The organism is Neorhizobium sp. IRS_2294 (assembly GCF_050500145.1).
GTDB lineage: Bacteria > Pseudomonadota > Alphaproteobacteria > Rhizobiales > Rhizobiaceae > Neorhizobium > Neorhizobium soli.
The window spans coordinates 564,062-589,032 of sequence record NZ_CP191440.1 but is presented as its reverse complement, the minus strand read 5'-3'; the positions used below and the strand labels follow the sequence as shown (position 1 = coordinate 589,032).

The 24,971-nt window shown below is 60.9% G+C and carries 20 protein-coding genes and 1 pseudogene; 14 read left to right on the top strand and 7 right to left on the bottom strand.

The genetic code is table 11. The features are described 5' to 3' along the window. Window positions 1-213: 213 nt before the first annotated feature. The 3 genes from ACQY1K_RS19910 to ACQY1K_RS19900 form a co-directional block, all read right to left on the bottom strand. Complete coding sequence (locus tag ACQY1K_RS19910; RefSeq protein WP_430260465.1) at window positions 214-1,092, bottom strand: ABC transporter permease; 879 nt, start codon at window positions 1,090-1,092, stop codon at window positions 214-216. Next, window positions 1,089-2,030, bottom strand: a complete 942-nt coding sequence (locus ACQY1K_RS19905) for an ABC transporter permease (protein WP_062459243.1) — start codon at window positions 2,028-2,030, stop codon at window positions 1,089-1,091. Before ACQY1K_RS19905 ends, ACQY1K_RS19910 begins: the two co-directional genes overlap by 4 nt. A gap of 78 nt (window positions 2,031-2,108) precedes the next feature. Beyond that, window positions 2,109-3,614, bottom strand: a complete 1,506-nt coding sequence (locus tag ACQY1K_RS19900; RefSeq protein WP_430260463.1) for an ABC transporter substrate-binding protein — start codon at window positions 3,612-3,614, stop codon at window positions 2,109-2,111. 217 nt (window positions 3,615-3,831) lie between these two features. Here ACQY1K_RS19900 and ACQY1K_RS19895 point away from each other — a divergent pair, with 217 nt between their 5' ends. The 14 genes from ACQY1K_RS19895 (at window position 3,832) to cysG (ending at window position 22,352) form a co-directional block, all read left to right on the top strand. Continuing rightward, window positions 3,832-5,034, top strand: a complete 1,203-nt coding sequence (locus tag ACQY1K_RS19895) for an ROK family transcriptional regulator (RefSeq protein WP_430260461.1) — start codon at window positions 3,832-3,834, stop codon at window positions 5,032-5,034. Then, on the top strand, window positions 5,031-5,825 hold the full coding sequence (gene nagB / locus ACQY1K_RS19890; protein WP_430260459.1) for a glucosamine-6-phosphate deaminase: 795 nt from the start codon (window positions 5,031-5,033) through the stop codon (window positions 5,823-5,825). The genes ACQY1K_RS19895 and nagB overlap by 4 nt, the downstream gene beginning before the upstream one ends. Then, window positions 5,812-7,401, top strand: a complete 1,590-nt coding sequence (ggt, locus tag ACQY1K_RS19885; RefSeq protein WP_430260457.1) for a gamma-glutamyltransferase — start codon at window positions 5,812-5,814, stop codon at window positions 7,399-7,401. Before nagB ends, ggt begins: the two co-directional genes overlap by 14 nt. A 10-nt stretch (window positions 7,402-7,411) precedes the next feature. Next, window positions 7,412-9,034, top strand: coding sequence for an ABC transporter ATP-binding protein (locus tag ACQY1K_RS19880; protein ID WP_113166284.1), 1,623 nt, complete (start codon window positions 7,412-7,414; stop codon window positions 9,032-9,034). A 586-nt stretch (window positions 9,035-9,620) separates the two neighbouring features. Continuing rightward, on the top strand, window positions 9,621-10,220 hold the full coding sequence (locus ACQY1K_RS19875; protein ID WP_062463239.1) for an ANTAR domain-containing response regulator: 600 nt from the start codon (window positions 9,621-9,623) through the stop codon (window positions 10,218-10,220). Between the two features lie 19 nt (window positions 10,221-10,239). Next, window positions 10,240-11,523, top strand: coding sequence for a CmpA/NrtA family ABC transporter substrate-binding protein (locus ACQY1K_RS19870; RefSeq protein ID WP_430260455.1), 1,284 nt, complete (start codon window positions 10,240-10,242; stop codon window positions 11,521-11,523). A gap of 349 nt (window positions 11,524-11,872) precedes the next feature. Further along, window positions 11,873-13,171, top strand: a complete 1,299-nt coding sequence (locus ACQY1K_RS19865) for a CmpA/NrtA family ABC transporter substrate-binding protein (RefSeq protein WP_430260453.1) — start codon at window positions 11,873-11,875, stop codon at window positions 13,169-13,171. Window positions 13,172-13,245: 74 nt separating this feature from the next. After that, entirely contained in the window at window positions 13,246-14,151 is a 906-nt protein-coding gene (ntrB, locus tag ACQY1K_RS19860; RefSeq protein WP_192079055.1) for a nitrate ABC transporter permease, read from the top strand. 10 nt (window positions 14,152-14,161) lie between these two features. Continuing rightward, window positions 14,162-14,959 carry an ABC transporter ATP-binding protein gene (locus ACQY1K_RS19855; RefSeq protein ID WP_430260451.1) on the top strand — a complete coding sequence of 266 codons (798 nt, stop codon included), beginning with the start codon at window positions 14,162-14,164 and terminating at the stop codon, window positions 14,957-14,959. 5 nt (window positions 14,960-14,964) lie between these two features. Further along, a complete protein-coding gene (gene nirB / locus ACQY1K_RS19850) occupies window positions 14,965-17,412 on the top strand; it encodes a nitrite reductase large subunit NirB (protein ID WP_430260449.1) in 2,448 nt (815 codons plus the stop codon). 4 nt (window positions 17,413-17,416) lie between these two features. Further along, window positions 17,417-17,752: a nitrite reductase small subunit NirD gene (nirD, locus tag ACQY1K_RS19845; protein WP_430260447.1), complete on the top strand. Its 336-nt coding sequence runs from the start codon at window positions 17,417-17,419 to the stop codon at window positions 17,750-17,752. Next, window positions 17,749-18,231 (top strand): cyanase, encoded by a 483-nt coding sequence (gene cynS / locus ACQY1K_RS19840; protein WP_348635233.1) that lies wholly within the window; start codon window positions 17,749-17,751, stop codon window positions 18,229-18,231. Before nirD ends, cynS begins: the two co-directional genes overlap by 4 nt. A 16-nt stretch (window positions 18,232-18,247) precedes the next feature. Beyond that, entirely contained in the window at window positions 18,248-20,905 is a 2,658-nt protein-coding gene (locus ACQY1K_RS19835) for a molybdopterin-dependent oxidoreductase (RefSeq protein WP_430260445.1), read from the top strand. Then, on the top strand, window positions 20,877-22,352 hold the full coding sequence (gene cysG, locus ACQY1K_RS19830) for a siroheme synthase CysG (RefSeq protein WP_430260443.1): 1,476 nt from the start codon (window positions 20,877-20,879) through the stop codon (window positions 22,350-22,352). Before ACQY1K_RS19835 ends, cysG begins: the two co-directional genes overlap by 29 nt. A gap of 115 nt (window positions 22,353-22,467) precedes the next feature. On the opposite strand, the pseudogene ACQY1K_RS19825 reads toward cysG, so the two are convergent. From ACQY1K_RS19825 to ACQY1K_RS19810, 4 genes and pseudogenes are all read right to left on the bottom strand, one after another. After that, window positions 22,468-22,766, bottom strand: a pseudogene (locus ACQY1K_RS19825) (ethanolamine ammonia-lyase light chain EutC); the annotation flags it as partial. A gap of 96 nt (window positions 22,767-22,862) precedes the next feature. Further along, window positions 22,863-23,207 (bottom strand): ethanolamine ammonia-lyase subunit EutB, encoded by a 345-nt coding sequence (gene eutB, locus ACQY1K_RS19820; protein WP_430260441.1) that lies wholly within the window; start codon window positions 23,205-23,207, stop codon window positions 22,863-22,865. Window positions 23,208-23,255: 48 nt separating this feature from the next. Continuing rightward, the gene (locus ACQY1K_RS19815; protein ID WP_430260439.1) at window positions 23,256-23,879 is read right to left on the bottom strand and encodes an exopolysaccharide biosynthesis protein; all 624 of its coding nucleotides are present in this window, start codon (window positions 23,877-23,879) and stop codon (window positions 23,256-23,258) included. Further along, window positions 23,876-24,190 carry a hypothetical protein gene (locus ACQY1K_RS19810; protein WP_244473955.1) on the bottom strand — a complete coding sequence of 105 codons (315 nt, stop codon included), beginning with the start codon at window positions 24,188-24,190 and terminating at the stop codon, window positions 23,876-23,878. Before ACQY1K_RS19810 ends, ACQY1K_RS19815 begins: the two co-directional genes overlap by 4 nt. Window positions 24,191-24,971 lie beyond the last annotated feature (781 nt).

Here is a 24,971-nt window from a genome sequence, read left to right as displayed (position 1 = left end):
GGCATCTAAGCCGAAGTCAGGCAGAAATTCCACTTATCCCCGCTGTGCAGATTTCCCGAGCCACCTCTGTAAATGCCTCGGCAACCTCGATGAACAGGCTCCGTAGCGGCTGCTCGCCAGTCCACCTACAAAAGGCCCACCTCGAGTGAATCGGATTTCTACCCGATCGCCGCCACTGATTGCTTCAATCGCTTTTGCACCTTCGGTGACAAATCAGTCGTCGCGTCGCGGATCCAGCGCGTCGTTCAGTCCGTCTCCCAACAGATTGAAGCCCATGACGAGCAGGATGATCGCGACACCCGGCCAGATAGCCATCCAGGGTGACTCCGTCAGGAACTGCCGGGCGACATCGAGCATGGTTCCCCATGATGGAGACGGTGGACGTTGGCCGAGGCCAAGAAAGGCGAGGCTGGCTTCGGCAAGAACCGCAGTTGCCATGGTAATCGTCGCTTGGACGATGATCGGTGCCATAGCGTTCGGCAGGATGTAGGTCAGCATGATCTTCCTATGCGGCACTCCCAGCAGGCGGGCGGCGTCGACATAGTCTTCGGCCTTGACCGTCATGACCTGCCCGCGCGTCAGGCGCACAAAAATCGGCATGGCCGATATCCCGATCGCGATCATCGCGTTTTCAAGGCTTGCACCGAGAAAGGCGGCAAACGCGATCGCCAGCACCAGAAAGGGGCATGCGAGAAGCGCGTCCGTAATGCGCGAAATCACCATGTCGACGAGGCCGCCGAAATAGCCGGCGATCATGCCGAGCGGGACGCCGATGGCGATGGCGATGGCGACGGACACAACGCCGACAAGCAGTGAAGCCCGCGTGCCATAGATGATACGCGTCAGGATATCGCGGCCAAGGTCGTCCGTGCCGAACCAGTGAGCAACTGTCGACCCCTGCCGGATTGCCATCCAGTCGGACGCATTGGGCTGGTAGGGCGCGATCAGAGGCGCTGCAATCGCGACCAGCACGAAGAACAGGATGATCGTTCCTCCGATCATCACGCCGGGCTGGCGCAGGCACCGTGAAAGCACCGACTTTCTTGCACCTGACGTGCTCGGTAACTGAAGCGTGGCGTTCAACGTGTTCATCCGCGCAACCTCGGGCTTAGAATGACATAGGCAATATCGGCGAGAAGGTTCATCAGCAGGAAGAGTGCTGCCGAGCAGAGAACCACAGCCTGGACCACGGCGTAATCGCGGCTGAAAACACCATCGACGATCATCTTGCCAAAGCCCGGTATCCCGAACACCTGTTCGGTCAATACGGCACCCGACAGGAGTTCGCCCAAGTGCAGCGTGCTCATCGTGACGACGGGGACAAGGCTGTTGCGCAGGACGTGCCGCACGACGACGATGCGCTCCTTCAAGCCCTTTGCGCGGGCGGTGCGGACGTAGTCCTGCTTGAGCACCTGCAGCATTGCGCTTCTCGTATGGCGCATGACAATGGCCGCAGCAGCAGTTCCGAGCACTAGGCTGGGAAGAAGCGTGTGGCGCAGATTGTCGAGAGGACTATCGAAGAAGGCGACGTAGCCGCCAGAGGGAAACCATCCGAGCGTGACGGCAAAAAGCAGGATTAGCATGATGCCGAGCCAGAAGCTTGGCACGGAAAGCCCGGCAAGGCCGATGATGCTGACGCCGTAATCCGCCGCCGTTCCGCGCTTCAGCGCTGCGATGATACCGGCCGGAATGCCGATAAGCGTCGCAAGGATCATTGCCATGACCGACAGCTGGATCGTGACTGGCAGCTTCTGCGCAATCATCTCGCCGATCGGAAGCCGAGTACGGATCGATAGGCCGAAATCGCCTTGGACGATCCCGGCGAGCCACTTGCCGTATTGGACGTATAGCGGCTGATCGAGGCTGTACTTTTGCCGCAGATACTCGATGACGGCAGGATCGCGTTCCTCACCGGCCAGCGCGATCGCCGGATCACCGGGAAGGAACTTCAGCAGGCTGAAGACCAGGATCGAGACGAGCAGAAGTGTGGGTATGGCGATTGCCAGGCGACGCAGGACGTAGGAGAGCATGAGCTTTCTCGTGTGGTCCCGCCAGCACCACGGTCCGGCTGGCGGGATGATTTACACAATGCCCTGACGGGCTTGGGCTTACTTCGCAGGCTTTACGTCGGTCAGACGCAGGAGGCCGTCTGGATAAACCGTGATGCCGCTGACATCGGTGCGTGCCGCATAGAACCAGTTCGGGTGGTAAAGCGGAATCGTCGGCAGGTCGGCGAGGTAGATGCCGGTCGCCGTCCCGTAGAGAGCCTTACGTTTTTCGACGTCAGACGTCGCGCGCGCCTCTCCGAGGGCCTTATCCATTTCCGGGTTGCTATACTTGTTGACGTTCTGGCTGCCTTCCTTGCCGAAGAAGGAGATCAGTGTCGGGTCCGGATCGGCGCGGCCGCTCCAGTTGCCGATATAGGCCTGAAAGTTACCAGCGAGGTAGCGTTCGACGGCGGATGCCGTTTCGAGCGGAACCAGTTCGATCTGGAAGCCAGCTTCGCCCGCCATTGACTGGATGATCTGAGCAACGCGACCATCGGCGAGCGAGTTTTCGTAGGTGATCTCGACGACGGGTGCGTCGCCGCCGACTTCTTCAATGAGAGCCTTGGCCTTGTCGATGTCGCGGGCGGGAGCCGGATGCGCCTTGTCATAGAAAATGCTGGATGGCGGGATCATCTGATTGTCGGCAGAAAACTCGCCGGCGAAGGCAACCTTGTTGATGACGTTGCGGTCGATCGAGAGCTCGAGTGCCTGGCGAAGCCGTGGCTCCTTGCCGAGCGCGCCGCCCTTTTCGCCGTTGCCGACATTGATCATCAGATGTGAGACGGCAAGGCCGGGCGACGTGTGGAGCGCCAGCGCCTTGTTCCCGCGGACGGCGCCGAGGTCGGTCGGCGCGATGCGCTCGGCGATTTCGAGATCACCGGCCTGTAGCCGCGAAAGGCGCACGGTCGAATCCGGAATATAGAGGTACTGGACGTCATCGTAACCGATCGCCGCGGCATTCCAGTAGCCGTCGAATTTTTCGAGTGAGATCACGTCGCGCGCGCGGCGCTCCTTGAACTTGAAGGGGCCCGCGCAAACCGGGTTGGCGGAAAATTCCTTGCCTTCCGCGGCAGCCGCCGGAGACACCATCATGCCCGCGCGGTCGGACAGGACGGCGAGAAGCGGGGCGAAGGCCGATTTCAGCTTGAATGAAACATGGGTCGCATCAATAACGGTGACGGTTTCGACGGGCGAGAGCTCACCCTTGCGCTTGGAATCCTTCAGGGACTTCATGCGTTCGATATTGAACTTCACCGCGGCTGCGTCGAAGGGTGTCCCGTCCTGGAATTTGACACCGTCACGAAGGGTAAAAGTTATCTCCGTACCCTCAGCGTTCCAGACCCAGGCGGTTGCCAGCTGCGGTACGATCTCAAGCTTGGCGTCGATATCGACGAGCTTGTCGCACATTGCCGAAAATACGATACGGCCGGCGTAGGTGCCGGAGGTCGCGGGATCCAGCGCATCCGGATCGTCCTGCATGCCGACGCGTAAAGTCGCCGCCTGCGCGGTCGTGAATGTCATCGCGATCGCAGTCGCCATCATCGCCAGTTTGATGCTCGTTCCCATTATTTTTCCTCAAACCCGCGCAGAAGAGCGCTTTTTGCCCAGTTTTTGTACGTCGATCAGTGATGCACAGGAACATCCATATTGTAAAGCAGGATGACTAAATAATTTCCCTTCTTCACCGAACACATGGATTTCAAACGATTTTAGCCTTATTTCGATTGACAGACATATCCCGCCAGCTAACTTAGTCCGCAAAGATGACGAATTGAATGAGATCATGACCGATATTTCTGGATTGGCGCCCCTCACGCGACAAATCACCTCGCGTACCGTGCTCCGTACGATCATAGATAGTTCACCGATTTCACGCGCCGAGCTTGCCCGCGTCACCGGACTGTCGAAGCAGGCGATGTCGGAGATCGTGCGCGATCTCGAGGTCGACGGTTGGGTTCGTGAGACGGGACGCACACAAGGTGGCGTCGGGCGCAGCGCAGTCAACTACGAGCTCGATCCCGGCAAGGCTTTCCTCTTCGGCGTCGACATCGGCGGGACCAAGGTCCATGCGTCGATTGCGGACCTTTCCGGTAAAGTCGTGGAAGAAATCCTGGAGGCGACAGACACCCGTGGCGGAATGCATCTCGTCGAACAGCTGGCAGTGCTGCTGGACACTATGACGGCCAAGATCGGGATCGAGCCGCAGCTCGTGCGGATGGGCGCGGTCGGCATTCCTGGTGCGGTGGACCCAAAGACCCGTCGTATCACCATGATGCCGAATATCGCCGGCATGACCGATTTCGATTTCGAGGCGGCGCTGACCGGGCGCCTCGGCTTTCCGATGGTTCTCGAAAACGATGTCAATGTCGCGGCCAAGGGCGAGCAGGTCCTCGGCGAAGGGCAGGATATCGATAATTTCGTCTTCGTGGCGCTCGGAACCGGGATCGGGATGGGTATCATCAGCGAGAAGCGGCTCATTCGTGGTGCCCGTGGCGCAGCTGGCGAGATCTCGACCCTGCCGATCGGCGGCGACCCCTTCAATTCCTCTGCGTTCGGTTCCGGCGTGCTTGAAACATCTGTCGGCAGCGCCGCGATCCGGTCGCGGTATGCCGGAAACAGTGGCGTCGAAGGTTTGACGGTTCGCGAAATCTTTTCGCGACAAGACGGCGCTTCCCAGACAGTCATAGACGAAGTGGGCCGCACCGTTGCCGTTGCCATTGCGGCGATTGCCGCCGTGCTGGATCCGCAGCGGGTGATTTTTGGAGGCAGCGTTGGCTCCCGTGCGGAATTGATCGATCGGGTGGCGTACCATCTCACGCGCTGCATGCCCGTGCCGCCCGCCTGCGTCATCAGCTCGCTCGGAAACCGGGCTGGCATTCTTGGCGCCGTCGCAATTGCGCAGGAGGGGTTTTACCAAGCTCTGTTCGGCCTCCCTCTGCGCGGGGTCGAGCCGGTTACTCCGAAGTCCCTGGAAGGTGCTTTATGAACTCGATGCCACGGGACCTTCACCGCCCCACAATCCGGATCTATCAGACCCCCGAGCTTGCGTCCGAGGCTGTGGCTTCTCTGATACTGGAGCGGATTGCTGCGATGCCTGCCCTGACGCTTGGGCTTGCGACGGGTTCAACGCCACGAACGGTGTACAAGACGTTGATCGGTCAAACCGAGACGGTTTCATGGCGCGAGACGCGCTGCTTCAATCTCGACGAATATACCGGTCTTGGCCGGGATCATTCTGCGAGCTTTGCCTATTACATGCGCGAGCTGTTCTTCGATCATGTCGATGTCGACGTGACCCGAACGCACATTCCCGATGGCACCGCCACTGATCTCGACGCGGCCGCGAAGGCCTATGAACAGATGATCTCAGACAATGGCGGGATCGACTTGCAGTTGCTCGGCATCGGCCGCAACGGTCATATCGGTTTCAACGAGCCGGGCTCGGCACATGACAGCCGGTCGCGAAGGGTTCGGCTTGCGCAATCGACCATCGATGCCAACCGTCCGGATTTTCCAGACGGCGAAGATCCGCCGGAAACCGCGCTGACGATGGGCATCGGCACCATTCTCGAGGCACGTGAGATCGTGCTGCTTGCGACGGGGGCGGCGAAAGCCGAAGCCCTGGCGGCAGCGCTGCAGGGCCAGGTCAGCCTCGATTGTCCGGCTTCGTCCCTGCAACGGCATGCTGCAGTCACTGTATTCTGCGACGAAGCAGCCGCCGCCCAGCTGGACATCGAGCAATTGAAGATGACGGGGAATGTCCATGCAGCAACGTGATTTCTTTAGGCCGGGCCGGTCGGTGGCAATTTCCGATCGCGGTATGGCGGCAACCTCGCATCCGCAGGCAACCCTTGCTGCGGTGGACATTCTGCGCGCCGGCGGCAATGCCGTCGATGCGGCGGTGGCCGCTATCGCCCTACAATCGGTGATCGACCCCCATATGACGGGGATTGGTGGCGATTGCTTCGCGCTCTATACACCGGCTGGTGGCAAGCCGATTGCGCTCAACGGCTCAGGTCGTGCGCCGATGGCAGCCACACTCGATTACTTTTTCGAAAAAGGCATCACGAGCATTGCCGATGACAGCCCCCACGCGGTGACCGTGCCGGGCGCCGTTGATGCCTGGTGCCATCTCGTTGCGACCTATGGCGGGCGGGACATGGGCAGGGTGCTCGCCCCGGCTATTGAGGCTGCAGAAAAAGGCTATTGCATCACGCCGCGCGTCGAACTCGACTGGGTACGCTACGCCAACCGGGTGCAGAAATATCCGGATGCCGCCGCCTATTTCCTCCCGGGTGGTCGAGCACCAAAGACCGGCGAGCGGATGACCAACCTGGCGCTTGCGGCCACATTGCGTCGCATTGCCAGTGAAGGTCGCGACGCTTTCTATGCCGGGTCGGTCGCCGAAGAGATCACCACGCTGCTGAAGTCGCTCGGCGGACTGCACGAGGAGGGCGACTTTTCAACCTACCGTGCTTTCGAGACTGCTCCGATCAGCGCTTCTTATCGGGGCATGGATCTTCTCGAATGCCCGCCGAATGGCCAGGGGCTGGCAGCGCTTCTGATCGCCCGCATTCTCGGCGGCTTCGATCTTCGCGATCCCACCCTCTCGGAAGCGGACCGCATTCATCTTCTCGCGGAAGCCACCAAAGCTGCCTATGCGAGGCGCGACGCGCTGATCGCCGATCCGCAGCATATCACTTTCGATATCGCGGCACTTCTATCCGAACGATCGATCGAGGCGATGCGAGCGAAGATCAGCCTGGAACAGGCCACAGCACCCGGCATATGGGACGGTCCCGAGCACAAGGACACCGTCTACGTCTCCGTGGTCGATTGCGACGGCAATGCCATGTCGCTGATCAACTCGGTGTTCTTCGCCTTCGGCAGCGGCATCTATGCACCGAAATCAGGTGTACTTTTGCAGAACCGCGGCGCCGGCTTCGTCGTCAGGCAAGGCCACCCGAACGCGATCGGCCCCGGCAAGCTACCCTTCCATACGATCATTCCGGCGCAACTTGCCGAAAACGGACGCACCCGCATGGCCTTCGGGGTGATGGGCGGCCAGTATCAGGCGACGGGACACGCCCACCTTCTCAGCCAGATCCTCGACCGCGATCTCGATCCGCAGCAGGCGAGCGATCAGCCGCGAAGCTTTTGTCACAACGGCAAGCTGAGCCTCGAGCCGACGATTTCGCCGGACGTGAAAGCGGATCTAGAACGGCGTGGTCACGTGACCGAATGGGCGGACGAACCCATCGGAGGGTGCCAGGCAATCATGATCGACTACAAGCGCGGCGTTCTTCTGGGGGCATCCGACCACCGCAAGGACGGCATGGCACTCGGCTATTGAGGTAATCAGCATGTCATCTCCAATCCTGACGGTCAAAAATCTCCGGCTCGCGCTTCCGGAAGGCGGAGATCGCGAATATGCGCTCGACGATCTGACCTTCCATCTCGATGAACGGAAAATTCTCTGCATTGTCGGGGAATCCGGCTCGGGGAAATCGCTTTGTGCCCAGACCGTGATGGGCCTTTTGCCCAAAGCAATCCGCGTTGCCGGCGGAGAGATCCTGTTCGGTGGCCGCGATCTTCTGAAGGTCGACAAAGAGAGCCTGCGTGCCCTGCGCGGCAGCCAGATCGGAATGATCTTCCAGGAACCGATGACGGCGCTCAATCCGTCGATGCGGATCGTCGACCAAATCGCAGAAGTGTTCGAGGCCCATGGGCTGCTGACACCCGAGGAGCGCCGTGCGCAGGCGGTAAAACTCGCGACAGAAGTCGGCCTGCCTGATCCCGAGCGTATCATCCAGAGCTTTCCGCACCAGCTTTCCGGCGGTCAGCGTCAGCGTGCGATGATCGCCATGGCCCTGGCGCTCGAGCCTGTCGTGTTGATCGCGGACGAGCCGACGACCGCTCTCGACGTCACCACGCAGGCGCAAATTCTCCAGCTGATCCGAGACATCCAGCAACGGCGCGGAATGTCGGTGATCTTCATCACCCACGATTTCGGGGTCGTGGCCGATATTGCAGACGAAGTGCTAGTTCTCCAAAAGGGCATCGTCGTAGAGCAGGGCACAGCAGAAGACGTGCTGCGCCGACCAACCCACGAATACACGAAAGCCCTTCTTGCGGCCGTTCCGAACGGCGTTCCGCCGGTTCGTGCCGAGGTGGATGACAAGACCATCGCGATCTCGGTTGCCAACCTGCGCAAGACCTACGTGACAGGCGGCAGCCTGTTCAAACCGAAGCGCATTGTGCACGCGGTGAAAGATGTCAGCTTCGAGATCCGGCGCGGCGAGACACTTGGCATCATCGGTGAATCCGGTTCGGGAAAATCGACGGTGGCGAGGCTCGTCACAAGACTTGTCGAACCGGACAGTGGCAAGATCATGCTGGGAGGTGACGATTTCGGTGCGCTTCCGGCACGTGGCCTGCGCCATGCGCGCAAACGCATCCAGATGGTGTTCCAGGATCCCTTTGCCTCGCTCAATCCGCGTCGCAAGGTGGGCCTCAGCATCGCTGACGGTCCGATTGCCCATGGCGTGCCGAAAGGCGAAGCTCTGCAGCAGGCAGTTGATCTCCTGAAACTCGTTGGGCTCGATGCCCGTGCTATCGATCGCCTTCCGCACGAATTTTCAGGCGGCCAGCGGCAGCGTATCGGGTTGGCAAGAGCGCTTGCCCTAAAGCCAGACGTGCTGATCGCCGACGAATCCGTCTCGGCGCTGGATGTCACGATCCAGAAACAGGTCCTGGAGCTTCTCGAGGAACTGAAGGGAAAGCTAGATCTGGCGATGTTGTTCATCACCCACGACCTGCATGTTGCAGCCCAGGTCTGTGACCGCATTGCAGTCATGCAGCGCGGAGAGATCGTGGAAATGCGACCGACCCGAGAGTTGCTTGGCAATCCGCAGAATTCCTACACGCAGCTTCTGCTGGCGGCGATACCGGGTAAGTCGCTCGAACACCGTGTATCGATCAGCTAGTTGCTGATTTGTCGCGAACTCGTTTTCAGGCTGGCACGCCGGGTGCGAATACTTACCTAGAAGCGCCACACAACCCGTCTTACACCATAGAATCTTTGCAAACCTAGAGGGTAAGAAGAACTACTAGCGACCTCGTTGGTCCGATTCCTCCGAGTGCTGCACTTTGATTTGTGCTGGTGGCATTGCTGCCACCAGCGTTCGCCTGCGAGAGGGAATTGCGACGTTTCCTAGGCCAGCCACGGTTTTGCCCAGCTAGTTCTCTTTCCCATCACTCCAACTAGACACATGGCCTAAGAATTGCGTGTGACCGGGAGATAGTGAGCCGGGAGACGTCATTGGCAGTTTACGCGCCCATCCAATGCACCGTGATTGCGCTGAGCTGCATCGGAATGAGAGCGATCAGCGCATTTTCGCGCCATGATAGGATCAAAGCACTTGTATTGCGGGTCATTGCCGCACGCGATCTCGAAGTAAGGCATACCCTGACCGTCGTAAGCAACAGGAGTGCGTCTTTGCTCCGGGGTCGGGGGGCTGCGTCAAGCGTGGGTCGCTTGCATCTCGCATGCCATTGCTCTGTTGCCCCGGCATGAGCAGATCAAAAATCACCACCGACCTGACGATCCTGGTCATCGACGAGAACGCCATCCGGGGTTCGATCATTGAAGAGGGTTTGAACGAGGCAGGTCACCTGAATGTCAGGGTCATCCACGAAATGCAGGGCGTGGCGCGGCTGATCGAGACGATGGATCCGGATGTCATCATCATTGATATCGAAAATCCAAATCGTGACATGATGGAGCACATGTTCCAGCTCACCCGCATGATTTCGCGACCGATCGCCATGTTCGTGGACAGATCCGATACAGCGGCGATCGAGGCTGCTGTTGATGCCGGGGTTTCCGCCTATGTGGTCGACGGGCTGAAGAAGGAGAGGATCAAGCCGATCCTCGATATGGCGGTGAGCCGCTTCAATGCCTTCAGCCGGCTGCAGCGCGAACTCGCCGAGGCACGCAGTGCGCTTGAGGAGCGCAAGGTCATCGAGCGGGCCAAGGGCATTTTGATGAGGATGCGGGGGATGAGCGAAGAACAGGCATACGCGCTGCTACGCCAGACGGCGATGAACGAGAAGAAGAAGCTGGCAGACATCGCGCAAAGCGTCGTCACGGCTGCAGGAATGCTGCTTTGAGCGCGGCATCGATCGGAGAATGCTGGTGAGTGATCGTGTTTCCACGCAATCTGGCGACAGCGCCGTCAAAGCGCCGTCACGTGTCCGCGGCAAGGAGCAGAGGGTTCTGCGCGCGGGATACATCCCTTTGATGGATGCCGCGATCCTGATCGTTGCAGCCGAGCTCGGCTTTGCGGAAAGGGAGGGACTGCGTCTCGAACTGGTACGGGATGTCACCTGGGCCAATGTGCGGGACCGGCTGGCGTTTCGTCAGTTCGACATTGCCCATATGCTGTCGCCGATGCCGGTTGCCTCCATGCTGGGGCTGGGATCCAATCCTTCGCCGACGATCACACCCTTTTCGCTTGGCCGCGGCGGCAATGCCATCACGCTGTCGGCGCGGATCTTCGAGCGGATGAAGTCGTTGACGGGGCTTGCCGATGATGCGGGCGCGCTTGGCAATGCGAAGGCTCTCGCGGCTCTACTCGCCGACATGCGCGCCCGCGGCGAAGCCATGCCGACGCTTGGCATGACCTATCCGTTTTCCTCGCACAATTACGAGTTCCGCTACTGGCTGGCAGCTGGCGGCATCAATCCGGACCGCGACGTCAAGCTGGTCGTGGTGCCGCCGCCGCTGACATCCGATGCGCTTTCGGCAGGCGCGATCGATGGATTTTGCGTCGGTGCGCCCTGGAATATGATCGCCTCTGAACGCGGGACTGGCAGGATCGTCGCGGCCAAGCAGGACATATGGCCTCTGGCGCCGGAGAAAGTGCTGGGCATGCGGCCGGACTGGGCTGAGACCAATGCCGATACGGTGTCGCGCCTCATCGTCGCGTTCGACAGGGCGGCGCGGTGGTGCGACGACGCCCAGAATCACAACGAACTCGCAGAGATCCTCAGCTCTCCTGATTATATCGCTGCGCCAACGAGCATTATTCGAAGCGTCTTGAACGGAGAGTTCAATCTGGATGCGCAGGGCACGATGCGAGTCGTTCCAGGCTATTTTCTCTACCATGGCAAGGCGGCAAACTATCCGCGGCCGGATCAGGCAAGGTGGATCTATAGTCAGATGATACGCTGGGGGCAGACTGATTTCAGCGAAGAAGGCATGGCACGGGTCACGAGCGCCTTCCGGCCCGACCTCTACGAGATGGCGCTGGGCGCAAACGCGGCCACCCCGGATGAGCCGGGCGAACGAAGTGCATCGGGATATGAGGGCTTCATGGACGGGGAGATTTTCGACCCTCGTGATGTGCAGGCCTATGCGGAGCGTTTTGCGGTTCGCTCGACGTCATCAGGCGACGACGTGACCGAAGCGTAATCGCACGCGGTGCGCAAAGCTGAGGCATCTGCATCGAAAGTCAGGCTTCATAACGTGCAGCGCCGCTTGCCCTGCAATCGGCTACGCGTTCGGCAATTGCCCGAAAATGCAATCTAATCGTTCCCGTTGATGGCCTTATTTCGATCTGGCACGATGTTTGCTTGTATCTAACTGTCCGCGGTCAATGGCGATCGCAGGACAGATGAGCGCCCGATCAGGCGCAAATACCCATCCGACACCGACGTCGCATGCTCCCTTGCCGTCCGGCGCTTATCGCCCGGACCCGGCAGACGAGCACGCGGCGTTTTTCTGTTTCCGGATCTCCGTCACACCAGAGGGGCACAACGCTATGACGAAGACTACAGGAATGAACATCAACCGCCGGCAGATCCTGAAGATCAGTTCTGCCGTTGCTCTGGCAAGTGCTGTGCGTGCCGCATTTCCGTCCGGCGCCTTCGCCGCCTCGGCAGGTCCGGAAGTCAGCGGCCTCAAGATCGGCTACATCGCGCTTACCGACGCCGCGCCGCTGATCATTGCGCAGGAAAAAGGCCTGTTTGCCAAGCATGGTCTGCCGGATGTGGAAGTGCTCAAACAGGCATCCTGGGGCGCGACGCGCGACAATCTCGTGCTCGGCGGTGCCGCCAACGGCATCGACGGTGCGCATATCCTCACCCCGTTGCCCTATCTCATGTCCACCGGCAAGGTGACCCAGAACAACGTACCGGTGCCAATGTCGATCGTTGCACGCCTCAACCTCGACAGCCAAGGCATTTCGGTTGCCAAGGAATATGCCGGGACCGGGGTCCAGCTCGATGCTTCCAAGCTGCGGGAGGCGTTTGCCGCCAAGAAGGCTGCCGGCAGCGAGATCAAGGTCGCCATGACATTTCCCGGCGGCACCCATGATCTCTGGATCCGCTACTGGCTTGCCGCCGGCGGCATCGATCCGGACAAGGACGTGTCGACGATCGTGGTGCCGCCGCCGCAGATGGTGGCGAACATGAAGGTCGGCAACATGGACGCCTTCTGCGTCGGCGAGCCTTGGAACGAGCAGCTCGTCAACCAGGGTATCGGCTTCACTGCCTGCACCACCGGCGAGATGTGGAAAGGTCATCCGGAAAAGGCGCTCGGGCTTCGCTCCGACTGGATCGAGAAGAACCCGAATGCCGCGCGTGCGCTGATGATGGCCGTCATGGAAGCCCAGATGTGGGCCGACAGCATGGACAACAAGGAAGAGATGGCCGCCATTCTTGGCAAGCGCCAGTGGTTCAACGTGCCGCCGAAGGATGTTGCCGGACGCCTCAAGGGCACCATCAACTACGGCAACGGGCGCCTCGTCGAGAACACCGGGCTGGAGGTGAAGTTCTGGAAGGACCATGCCTCCTATCCGTTCAAGAGCCACGACGCCTGGTTCCTCACCGAGAACGTCCGCTGGGGCAAGTTCGCACCCGACACCGACATCAAGGCGCTGGTCGACAAGGTCAACCGCGAAGACATCTGGCGCGCGGCAGCAGCCGATCTGGGCATCGCTGCCGCCGACGTTCCGGCGTCGAGCTCGCGTGGAAAAGAGACCTTCTTCGACGGCAAGGTCTTCGATCCGGAAAACCCGAAGGCCTATCTCGAGAGCCTGACGATCAAGGCAAGTGCCTGAAGCAGCGGCCCCTCACGCGGCAGCGGATGAGGGGCCTGTCTTGTCCAGAACGAACATCACTTGAAGGGATCACCATGACTGCAACAGCCCGCAAGTCAGACCAGGCGACAACGCCAGAAACGCCGGCGGCGTCGGAGAAAAGCGCGACCGTTGTCATGATGGTCCAGCCCCCAGCCCGCAAGCTCAACATCCGGCATGCCGCCACTGCCGTCTGTCGCAACGTACTGCCGCCGCTGGTGGTGCTGATCGCGCTCCTCGCCATCTGGCAGATCGCCTGCTCCGGTGCTGGCGCTACTTTGCCACCGCCATCGCAGGTCTGGATCGACAGCTATGACCTGATCGCCCATCCGTTCTTCGATTTCGGGCCGCAGGACATAGGTCTTGCCTGGCGCGTGCTGATCTCGCTTCAGCGTGTCGCGATCGGCTTCGGGCTTGCAGCGGTGGTCGGCGTCTTCCTCGGCGCCCTTGTCGGGCAGTCGGTCTGGGCCATGCGGGGTCTCGACCCGATCTTCCAGATCCTGCGGACGGTGCCACCGCTTGCCTGGCTGCCGCTCTCGCTCGCCGCCTTCCAGAATTCCAATCCATCGGCGATCTTCGTGATCTTCATCACCTCGATCTGGCCTGTCATCATCAACACCGCCGTCGGCGTGCGCAACATTCCGGATGACTATCGCAACATCGCCCGGGTGCTGCGCCTCAATCAGCTCGAGTTCTTCATCCGCATCATGGTGCCGGCGGCAGCCCCTTACATCTTCACCGGCCTTCGCATCGGCATCGGCTTGTCGTGGCTTGCCATCGTTGCCGCGGAAATGCTGACCGGCGGCGTCGGCATCGGCTTCTTCATCTGGGATGCGTGGAATTCCTCGCGCCTCACCGATATCATCGTGGCGCTCGCCTATATCGGCGTGACCGGCTTCGTCCTCGACAAGCTGGTGGGCCTGCTCGGCTCGATCGTCACCCGCGGCACCGCCAGGAATTGAGGAGACGGCCATGAGCGCCTACCTGAAAATCGATCACGTCGACAAGAACTTCGAACGCGCCGGCACAAAAACAGAGGTGCTGAAGGACATCTCGCTCACCATCGACAAGGGCGAGTTCGTCTCCATCATCGGTCACTCCGGTTGTGGCAAGTCGACCCTGCAGAACCTGATCGCCGGCTTGACGCGGGTTTCCGCCGGTGCCGTCCTGCTCGAAAACGTAGAGGTCAATGCGCCGGGCCCGGAACGCGCCGTCGTTTTCCAGAACCATTCGCTGCTGCCGTGGCTGACCGTCTACGAAAACGTCAATCTTGCGGTCTCCAAGGTCTTTGCCGGCAGGAAGACGCGGGCCGAAAAGCATGACTGGGTGATGCGCAACCTGGACCTCGTCCAGATGGGGCATGCCAAGGACAAGCGCCCTTCCGAAATTTCCGGCGGTATGAAGCAGCGCGTCGGCATTGCCCGCGCGCTCGCCATGGAACCGAAGATCCTCCTGCTCGACGAACCTTTTGGTGCGCTCGATGCGCTTACCCGCGCCCATCTGCAGGATGCGGTGATGGAGATTCATTCCCGCCTCGGCAACACGATGATCATGATCACCCATGACGTCGACGAGGCCGTGCTGCTCTCCGACCGCATCGTCATGATGACCAACGGCCCGGCCGCCCGCATCGGTGAAGTGCTTGACGTGCCCATCCCGCGGGTGCGCGACCGCATCGCGCTCGCCGCCGACCGAACCTACCTCAAGTCCCGCGAAGCTGTGCTGAAGTTCCTCTACGAACGTCACCGCTTCGTCGAAGCTGCGGAGTAACCGACATGACGGAAAAGCTCGTTATCATCGGCAACGGCATGGCGCCCGGTCGCATGCTGGAAGAACTGTTCGAAAGGGCCCCCGGTCGTTTCGACGTGACCATCTTCAACGCCGAACCGCGCGTCAACTATGACCGCATCATGCTCTCGCCGGTGCTTTCGGGCGAGAAGTGCTACGACGACATCGTCATCCACAATGACCATTGGTACGCCACCCATGGCGTGACACTGCACAAGGGTGCAAGGGTCACTGAGATCGACCGCCAGGCGAAGACGGTCACCTCGGCCAACGGCATCACCGCAGCCTATGACAAGCTTGTCATCGCCACCGGTTCTCTCCCCTTCATCATCCCTGTTCCGGGCCACAAATTGCCCGGCGTTCTCGCCTACCGCGATCTTGCTGATGTCGAGAAGATGGTCGAGATTGCGGGCGCCAAGGGCCGCGCCATCGTCATCGGCGCCGGGCTGCTGGGCTTGGAGGCTGCTTACGGGCTGAAGCGGCAGGGCATGGAGGTGACCGTCATTCACCTCAACCCGACCATCATGGACCGTCAGCTCGATCCGCCGGCCGCCTATCTGCTCGAAAAGGCGCTGACCGAACGCGGCATCGACATCATCACCAAGGCCAATACCAAGCGGATCCTTGGCACCGACAAGGTCGAGGGTATCGAGCTGGATGACGGCCGCGTCATCACCGGCGATATGGTGATCATAGCCGTCGGCATCCGCCCGGCCTCGAGCCTTGCCAAGGATGCCGGCATCGCTGTCAACCGCGGCATCGTCGTCGACGACGGCATGATGACCTCTGACCCCAATGTCTTTTCGCTTGGCGAATGCGCCGAACACCGCGGGATCTGCTACGGGCTCGTTGCGCCCCTTTATGAAGCAGCCCGGGTTCTCGCTGATCGCCTCATCGGCGGGACCAGCGAATATCATGGCTCCGTCGTCAACACGAAGCTCAAGGTCACCGGCATCAACCTGTTTTCGGCAGGCGATTTTGCCGAAGCGCCCGACCGCGAGGAAATCGTGCTGCGCGATGCGTCCGCCGGTATCTACAAGCGGCTGGTGCTGAAGGACAATCGCATCATCGGCGCGGTACTCTACGGCGAGACGGCGGATGGCTCTTGGTTCTTCGACCTGATGAAACGCGGGACGGATATCTCGCAAATGCGCGACACCCTGATATTCGGCCAGTCCTACCAGGGAGGGTCTCCGCTGGACCCTATGGCGGCCGTTGCAGCCTTGCCGGATGATGCGGAAATCTGCGGCTGCAACGGCGTCTGTAAGGGCAAGATCACCACGACCATCACCGGTAAAGGGCTGACCTCGCTGGATGACGTCCGCGCTCACACAAAGGCATCCGCTTCCTGCGGCTCCTGCACCGGGCTCGTCGAGCAGCTGATGGCGCTGACGCTGGGCGATGCCTACAATCCGGCCGCCGTCACGCCGATGTGCACCTGTACCGAACTTGGCCACGACGACGTCCGCCGCCTAATCAAGGCCAAGGGTCTGAAGACCATTCCCGCCGTCATGCAGGAACTGGAATGGAAGACCTCCTGCGGCTGCGCCAAGTGCCGGCCTGCGCTCAACTACTATCTCGTCTGCGACTGGCCGGACGAATATGCCGACGACTACCAGTCGCGCTATATCAACGAGCGTGTGCACGCCAACATCCAGAAGGATGGCACCTATTCGGTCGTGCCGCGCATGTGGGGCGGTGTAACGAACGCCGCGGAACTGCGCGCCATCGCCGATGTCGTCGACAAGTTCGAAATACCGATGGTGAAGGTGACCGGCGGCCAGCGCATCGATTTGCTCGGCATCGAGAAGGAAGATCTGCCGGCCGTCTGGGCCGACCTCGGCAAGGCCGGATTCATCTCGGGTCAGGCCTATGCCAAAGGCTTGCGCACGGTAAAAACCTGCGTCGGTTCCGACTGGTGCCGCTTCGGCACGCAGGATTCGACCGGGTTCGGCATCCGCGTCGAGAAATTCATGTGGGGCTCGTGGACACCAGCCAAACTGAAACTTGCCGTCTCCGGCTGTCCGCGCAACTGCGCCGAAGCCACCTGCAAGGATATCGGAGTGATCTGCGTCGACAGCGGTTTCGAGATCCATTTCGCCGGTGCCGCCGGTCTCGACATCAAGGGCACGGATGTTTTGGGTCTGGTGAAAACCGAGGATGAGGCGCTGGAGCATATCGTGGCGCTCACCCAGATGTATCGCGAGCAGGGCCGTTACCTTGAGCGCATCTACAAGTGGGCCAAACGCATTGGCCATGACGAGATCCGCCGCCAGATCATGGGCGATCCCGAAAAACGCCGTGCCTATTACGACCGTTTCGTGTTCTCCCAGACATTCGCCCAGGTCGACCCCTGGTCGGAGCGTGTCTCGGGCAAGGACAAGCACGAGTTCAAGCCCATGGCGACCATCAGCTACAACCAGGCAGCGGAGTGAGGCGATGAACAGCAACTGGATGACGATCGGTCGAATAGACGACATTCCGCTGCGCGGGGCGCGTTGCGTAAAGACGCCGCAGGGTAAGGTTGCCGTGTTTCGCACGGCCGAAAACGAGGTCTTTGCAATCGAGGACCGTTGCCCGCACAAGGGCGGTCCGCTCTCCCAGGGCATCGTCCATGGCAAGGCAGTGACCTGCCCCTTGCACAACTGGGTGATCTCGCTTGAGAGCGGCCGCGCACTCGGCGCCGACGAAGGCTCCGTCGCGACACTGCCGCTGCGCAACACGGACGGCGAATTGTCCATCCTACTGGAGAGACGGCTGGATGCGGCCGAGTGAACACCCCCATCCCGCATATTCCCAAGGAGGCAATGATGCTGTCAAAATCAGACGTGACCGAGATGATCTACGAGAAGAAGCGGCAGGCCGGCCTGAGCTGGGCCTCGATCGCCGAAGGGATCGGCATGAGCGAGGTATTTGTTACCTCGGCCTGCCTTGGAATGAATGCGCTGCCACGCGTGAAGGCCGATCTTCTGGTGCGCGATCTCGGTCTGCCCCAGGAATGTGCTGTCGTCCTGGCGGAGTTCCCGACCAAGGTCTGGGGTCGCGATATCCCCACCGATCCCTGCATCTACCGGCTCTACGAGATCGTTGGAGTTTACGGCGAGACCCTGAAAGAGCTCATCCAGGAGAAATGCGGTAACGGCATCATGAGCGCCATCGATTTTGACATGGTGGTGGAGAAGGTTGCCAATCCGAAGGGCGACCGCATTGAGATTCGCATGAGCGGAAAATATCTCGGTTACAATAGTTGGTGAGATGCGGGAAGCCACCATGTCCGGTGTAACCAAGACGACCTGCCCCTATTGCGGTGTCGGCTGCGGCGTGATCGCCGCAGTCGACGACGAGGGCAAGATCAGCGTGGCGGGCGATCCTGACCATCCCGCCAATTACGGAAGGCTTTGTTCGAAAGGCTCGGCGCTGGCCGAAACGCTGGATATGGACGGTCGCGCACTTTACCCTCAAGTGCATGGCGAAAGAGCCGGCTGGGACGAAGCGCTCCATCTCGTTGCCGCAAACTTCCAGCTGACAATTTCCGAGCACGGGCCGGATGCCGTCGCCTTCTATGTTTCCGGGCAGATGCTGACCGAAGACTATTATGTCGCTAACAAGCTGATGAAGGGGTTTATCGGCTCCGCCAACATAGACACCAACTCACGCCTGTGCATGGCTTCGTCCGTTGCCGGTCATCGCCGCGCCTTCGGCGCCGATACCGTCCCGGCCTGCTATGAGGACCTGGAGCTGGCGGATCTGGTGGTCCTGGTCGGCTCGAACATGGCCTGGTGCCATCCTGTCCTTTACCAGCGTCTGGCGGCGGCCAAGGCTGCCCGGCCTTCCATGAAGGTGGTGGTGATCGACCCGCGCAAAACCGCGACCAGCGACATCGCCGATCTGCATCTGGCGGTGGCCGCCGATGGCGACATAGCCCTGTTCAACGGCCTGCTCACCTATCTGTCCGAGACCGGAGCGGTGGACGAAAGCTACGTGTCGAGGCACACATCCGGGTTCCCCGAAGCGTTGATGGCAGCGGCACCTGGCTCTGTCTCTGACCTTTCCGAGGCGACCGGCGTGTCCGGCATGCTCATCCGTCAGTTCTACCGTCTCTTCGGACAAACCGAGAAGGTCGTCACCTGCTACAGCCAGGGCGTCAACCAGTCTGCCGTCGGCACGGACAAGGTCAATGCCATCATCAACTGCCATCTCGCAACCGGCCGGATCGGTCGGCCTGGAATGGGACCGCTGTCGCTGACCGGCCAGCCGAACGCCATGGGCGGACGCGAAGTCGGCGGCCTCGCCAACATGCTGGCGGTCCACATGGCGATCGAGAACCCGGTGCATAGGGACCGGGTGCAGCGCTTCTGGAGTTCACCCACCATCGCCGACAGACCCGGCCTGAAGGCCGTCGACATGTTCGAGGCGGTGGCGGACGGGCGGATCAAGGCGATCTGGATCATGTCGACCAATCCGGTTGTCTCCATGCCCGATGCCGATGCGGTCAAGGCGGCCCTCAACGCATGCCCCTTCGTGGTGGTCTCGGACATCCAGCAGGATACCGATACGGCCCGGCTCGCCCATGTCCTGCTTCCGGCCACCGGCTGGGGCGAAAAATCCGGCACGGTGACGAATTCAGAGCGTCGGATCTCCCGGCAGAGACCGTTCCTATCTGAGCCGGCCGAGGCCCGCGCCGACTGGTGGCAGATGGCTGAGGTGGCTAGGCGTATGGGGTTCGGCCCGGCTTTCGATTACGGCGCTCCGGGCGAGATCTTCGCCGAGCACGCGGCCCTATCCGCGTTCGAGAACGAGGGCGAGCGCGATTTCGACATCGGCGCCCATGCCGCAATCAGCCACAGCGCTTATGAGGAGCTCCAGCCATTCCAGTGGCCGTCGCGTTGTGACGGTTCAACGCTTGCCCGTTTCTTCGCCGATGGTGGTTTCTTCACTGCCGATCGAAGGGCTCGTCTCGTACCGGTCGCGACACCCGCGCTGGAAAAGACGGATGCCTGTTTTCCCTTAACCCTCAATACGGGCCGGATCCGCGATCACTGGCATACGATGACGCGCACGGGAAAGAGTGCCCGGCTCTCCGCCCATATCGCGGAGCCCTTCTGCGAGATCCATCCGGCGGACGCGGCGAACGTCAGTATCGGCGATGCCGACCTCGTGCATGTCGAAGGCGAAAACGGCAGGTCGATCATCGTGCGCGCCCTGTTGACCGAACGGCAGATGCGGGGTTCAGTCTTCGTTCCCATGCACTGGACCGGCGAGACGGCGCCGAGTGCCCGCGTCGATACGCTTGTCCCCTCCCGCGTCGATCCGGTGTCCGGCCAGCCTGCCTTGAAGATGGCGCGCGTTTCCGTTGCCCGCCACGAGGCGCAGGCGCATGGCTTCCTGGTGACGGCGAAGCGTCCGCTCGACCTCCCGTTTGCCTATTGGGCGATCGCGAGAACCGAAGGCGGTTACCGACTGGAATTTGCGGGCGACCCGCCCGCCGATGGCTGGGAGGACTGGTTGCGGCGCAGCTTGCGGCTCGACGAGCGCCAGGACTTCTCCGGCTACCTCGACCGGCAGGCCGGGGATCACCGCCTGCTCGGCTTTGACGGAGAGCATCTCCTGGCAGCCTTGTTCGTGTCACGTGAACCAGTCAGCGTGTCGCGGCAATGGGCGGTCGAGCAGCTGAAGGAGCGGCATCTGGACAGCCGCACCCGTTCCATGCTCATAGCCGGCCGTCCGGCAGCGGGGCGACCGGACAAGGGCGCGATCGTCTGCTCTTGTTTTTCGGTCGGTATCAATGAGATTAGTGCCGCCGCCCATCGCGGTTGCCGTTCTGTGGAAGCCGTCGGCCTAGTCTTGAATGCCGGAACCAATTGCGGCTCCTGCCGCCCCGAAATCAGGAGGATCCTGGATGCGACGCAAACCCTTGCAGCAGAGTGACGGAAACGAACGCATCGCAGCACTCGCGAAGCTGCCGGTCTTCTGGAGCCTTACGGGCAAGCGGGCGGTCATGGCGGGCGGATCGGACGGCGCCGCCTGGAAGGCAGAGCTTCTGCAAGCCTGCGGTGCTGAGGTGGAGCTTTACTGCGAAACCGCCGAGCTTGGCGACACGATGAAGGCGCTGGTCGAGCGGACCGGGCTGACGCATCATGACCATCCCTGGCATTGCGGTATTTTCGCCGGGGCATCGCTGGCGCTCGCCGACTGCGAGACCGAAGCCGAGGCGCAGGCCTTCTACTGCGCGGCGCGCGCGGCTGGCATTCCCGTCAATGTGATCGACAAGCCTGCCTATTGCCAGTTCCAGTTCGGCTCTATCGTCAACCGGTCGCCGGTGATCGTGTCGATCTCGACGGATGGAGCGGCACCGATCCTGGCCCAGGCAATCCGCCAGCGGATCGAAACACTGCTGCCGCCGGCGCTGAAGCAATGGGCAGGCCTTGCCCAGTCGGTGCGGGAGGCGGTCAACCGCCGGCTTTCGCCGGGTCCGGCAAGACGCCTTTTCTGGGAGCGTTTCGTTGCCCGAAGCCTCTCGACCAACGAGCCACCAGCGCAAGATACCGCGGACCGGTTGCTCGCCACCGCCGAGCAGATCGCTTCGGTTCCGAGTTTGGGATTGGTGACCCTGGTCGGTGCGGGGCCGGGAGATGCCGAACTGCTCACGCTCAAGGCCATGCGGGCGCTGCAGGCCGCCGATGTCATCTTGTTCGATGATCTTGTCTCGCCGGAGGTGCTGGAACTGGCGAGGCGTGAGGCAAAGCGGTTCCTCGTCGGCAAGAGAGGCGGACGGGAGAGCTGTCGCCAGGATGACATCAACGACATGATGGTGCGGTTCGCAAAGGACGGCAAACGCGTTGTCCGGCTTAAATCCGGTGACCCGATGATCTTCGGGCGGGCAGGCGAAGAAATCGCCCGTCTGCAAAGCGAGGGCATTGCGGTAGACGTTGTGCCGGGCATCACCGCAGCGTCGGCCATGGCTGCGTCACTGAAGACATCGCTCACCAACCGCGACCACGCCCAGCAGGTCCGTTTCGTCACGGCCCATTCGCGGGATCATGAACTGCCCCAGACCGTCGACTGGGCCTCGCTCGCCAAACCCAACCAGACCTCCGTGTTCTACATGGGCGGACGCATGGCAGGCCAGATCGAGCAGCGCCTGATGGACAATGGGATGACAGCTGACACGCCCGTTGTCGTTGTCTCCTCCGTCAGCCGCACGCACGAACATCGCTGGGCTGGTCCGCTCGCAAGCCTTGGCGATGCCATGCGCACGATCGGCGTCGAGGAGCCTGTGCTGATCGGGGTCGGAGAGGTGTTCGGCGCGGTTGCCGGAGAACACGGTCAAAGTTTCGACCAGGAAGGGCAGGAGCATCGGGTTGGAAGCGTTTAAGCGATGCTGAGCGACGTCGCTGGGAGGGAGCGGCACTGGAACCGTTGAAACTCCCATCGATATCGACCGACCGATGCACCCGTCAGCAGCAAGCCCAATCCAAACCCCGACAAGCCTAGACGGGATCTTTCCGGTCATCGCTCAAGGCCGCCCGCGACAAAACGGCTGGATCGCTCTCATCCTTTAACTGCACTCCGGTGGCGCCTCGCGAAAAGCGCATTCAACGAGCCAGCTCAGCTTGTATGCTGCCGGCTCCGCATCAAGGCCTCCGGGCCTGATGTTCGACACACAGTTGCGATCGGCATCTGTTCGTCCAGGTTTGGGCGCGAGTGTCAGGTAAGCGCTGAGACTATCCGCGACCGAAAGCGCGGGTCGTTCGCCCACCAGGATGATCGTCATCCGCGCACCAAGTAAGTCTCAGCGCGGCGGTTGCGTCTCGCGGGATCTGGAGACTGTCGCGGATCACCGTTGCCGCAGCCTGAATCTTGCGCTCGGATATCGCGTCGCGCGTCATGCCGTCAGCCTCGGTAACCGGTGTTTCAGAGGGAGATCGCTGCGCAGTGAGCGAAGGCGGCCATCTTGATCTGCAATCTCCATGTCTTCAAGCCACCTAGCAAATTCCGGTGCCCGTTTGTCGCAGAGGAGCTCGTTGATGTAGAGCTGGTCATGGAACGACGTGGACTTGTAGTTCAGCATGGTATCGTTAGCGCCGGGGATTGCGATGATGTCGAGTGTCTGCAATTCTTGTCTCACTGGACGGTCCAGTTTGAACGGCTTTGCGTCCTGGACGCCTTTGAAGTCGCAGTCACGGATATCTGGGTGGACTGCGAGAAATGTGGCTGACGTCTGCTCCATTCTTTCAGCCCCCATGACGTTCGCACTTCCTGTCCGGGAGGGCGAACGTCAAAGCCACGGGATGGCGCCAGCCGCCATGTAAAGGAGCGCTCCCGTGATGCCGAGCGCGATGGCCGTCATACTAAGCCCGAGAAGAACCACGAGACCGTCGCGCTCGATCAGACCGATGGCGATCGCACAGAGTGCCGCAACGGGGGCAAGGTTTCCAAACGGGATTGGCAGAGCGACGGCGACTGCAAGGCAGAAGACCGGAAGCGCAAGCAGGTAGGGCATGCGTGGTCCGCCAAATGCCTTCATCCGACCCGGCCGGACAAATTGTTCGATCCGTCGGACCAACGGCGATGCATACCGCTCCAACGCTTCGAATGCCTTTGCCGATATGCGTTGATTGGCTAGCAGCGACGGAAGCCATAGGGATTCCAGTCCGATCGCGAATTGAAGCGAGACGATTGCGAGCGCGGAGCCGAATATCATCCCGAAAGGACCGGGGATCGGGATCAGCGCCGGCAGTGCCAGAAGAAGCATAACGAAACCGAAGCCGGACCTCCCTATGAGCTCGAGAGCGTCGGCAATCGTCAGGCCGTCCCGGGTGCGTGCGTTTGCTACAAGATGTGACAAGGTCTTGGACGCTGTGCCGGTATCGTGCTCGCCGTCGGGCCCTGCCAGGGTCAACCTTCCGCCTCGCGCGTATTTTTCGTGCTGATCAGTGCGCGCAACGCGCCGCAGCTCGGATCGGCACCATCAAACACCCGTTCAGGTGACATCCACCCAATCGAGATGCCGATCGCTGTAGCCGTCGCCCAGCCCGGCTCATTGCCGGCCTTGTCGATGAGGCGTGGAACCTCAATAGCGAGGCATTGGCGCGATTGCTGCACAAGCTCTACCGGCGCGTTAGCGTTATCGAGATGTTGCCGCATCTCGGCATGCAGCGGATCGATAACGAATAGCGTAAAAATCCATGCGGCAATGTCTGCGATCATCATCCTGGTCCCGTGTCTTACGGCATCTGTCGGTATGGGGTCCGACATCGTGAAAGCGCCGAAGACTTTCACCAGAGGGGCCCGGACCAGCGGGTCGAACATGATTTGGGAAGAGGAGTGGGAGTGTTCAAGGCTGTGGGGCCTTGACGGCGCAAGTCGGCCTGGTCGATCACACTGCAATCGCGTGAACAGAAAGCAATGCTGCATGCCATATTACCTCGTCACCCAGACGTCGCTCGTGGAGGGTGCGGATGAAGTTGAAGCCGCTCGGAAAGTCCTCACGAAGTTGAAGTCGGATTCCGCCGTGAGATTCACCGTCAAACACGATGAAGAGACTATCCGGCAGGTGACGGTTGCCAACGTCCCTGCATGGGAGCCGCGCAACCGACTGCGCAAGATCCTCGATCATCCCCGAAACGGATCCAGCAAGACATCGTGCTTGAGGCCTCAGGCGTCAATCAAGCCGATGCAAATGTCTCCAAGCGGCCTGTCCTGTCAGCCAGGAGTGTTATTCTAGGATTGAGCCTGTTTGCAGCCGGCGTAACAGCGGGGCTGGTCATCATGGCTTTATTTGATCGCACTCATGGATGATCCAAGGGAAACTTCCGGAAGACAGTTGAGAAGAGCTGCTACTGTTCCTTGAGGGGATCGTTCGGACTGGAAGCGTCACCGCCGCAACCGTTGAACTAGCCATGCGCCACAGCGTTTCAGCAAGCAGCTTTTTTTTGCTGCAAGCATGGTTAGGCATCCTGCCCTTCGAAGAAAATCGCAGAGGGATGATTTC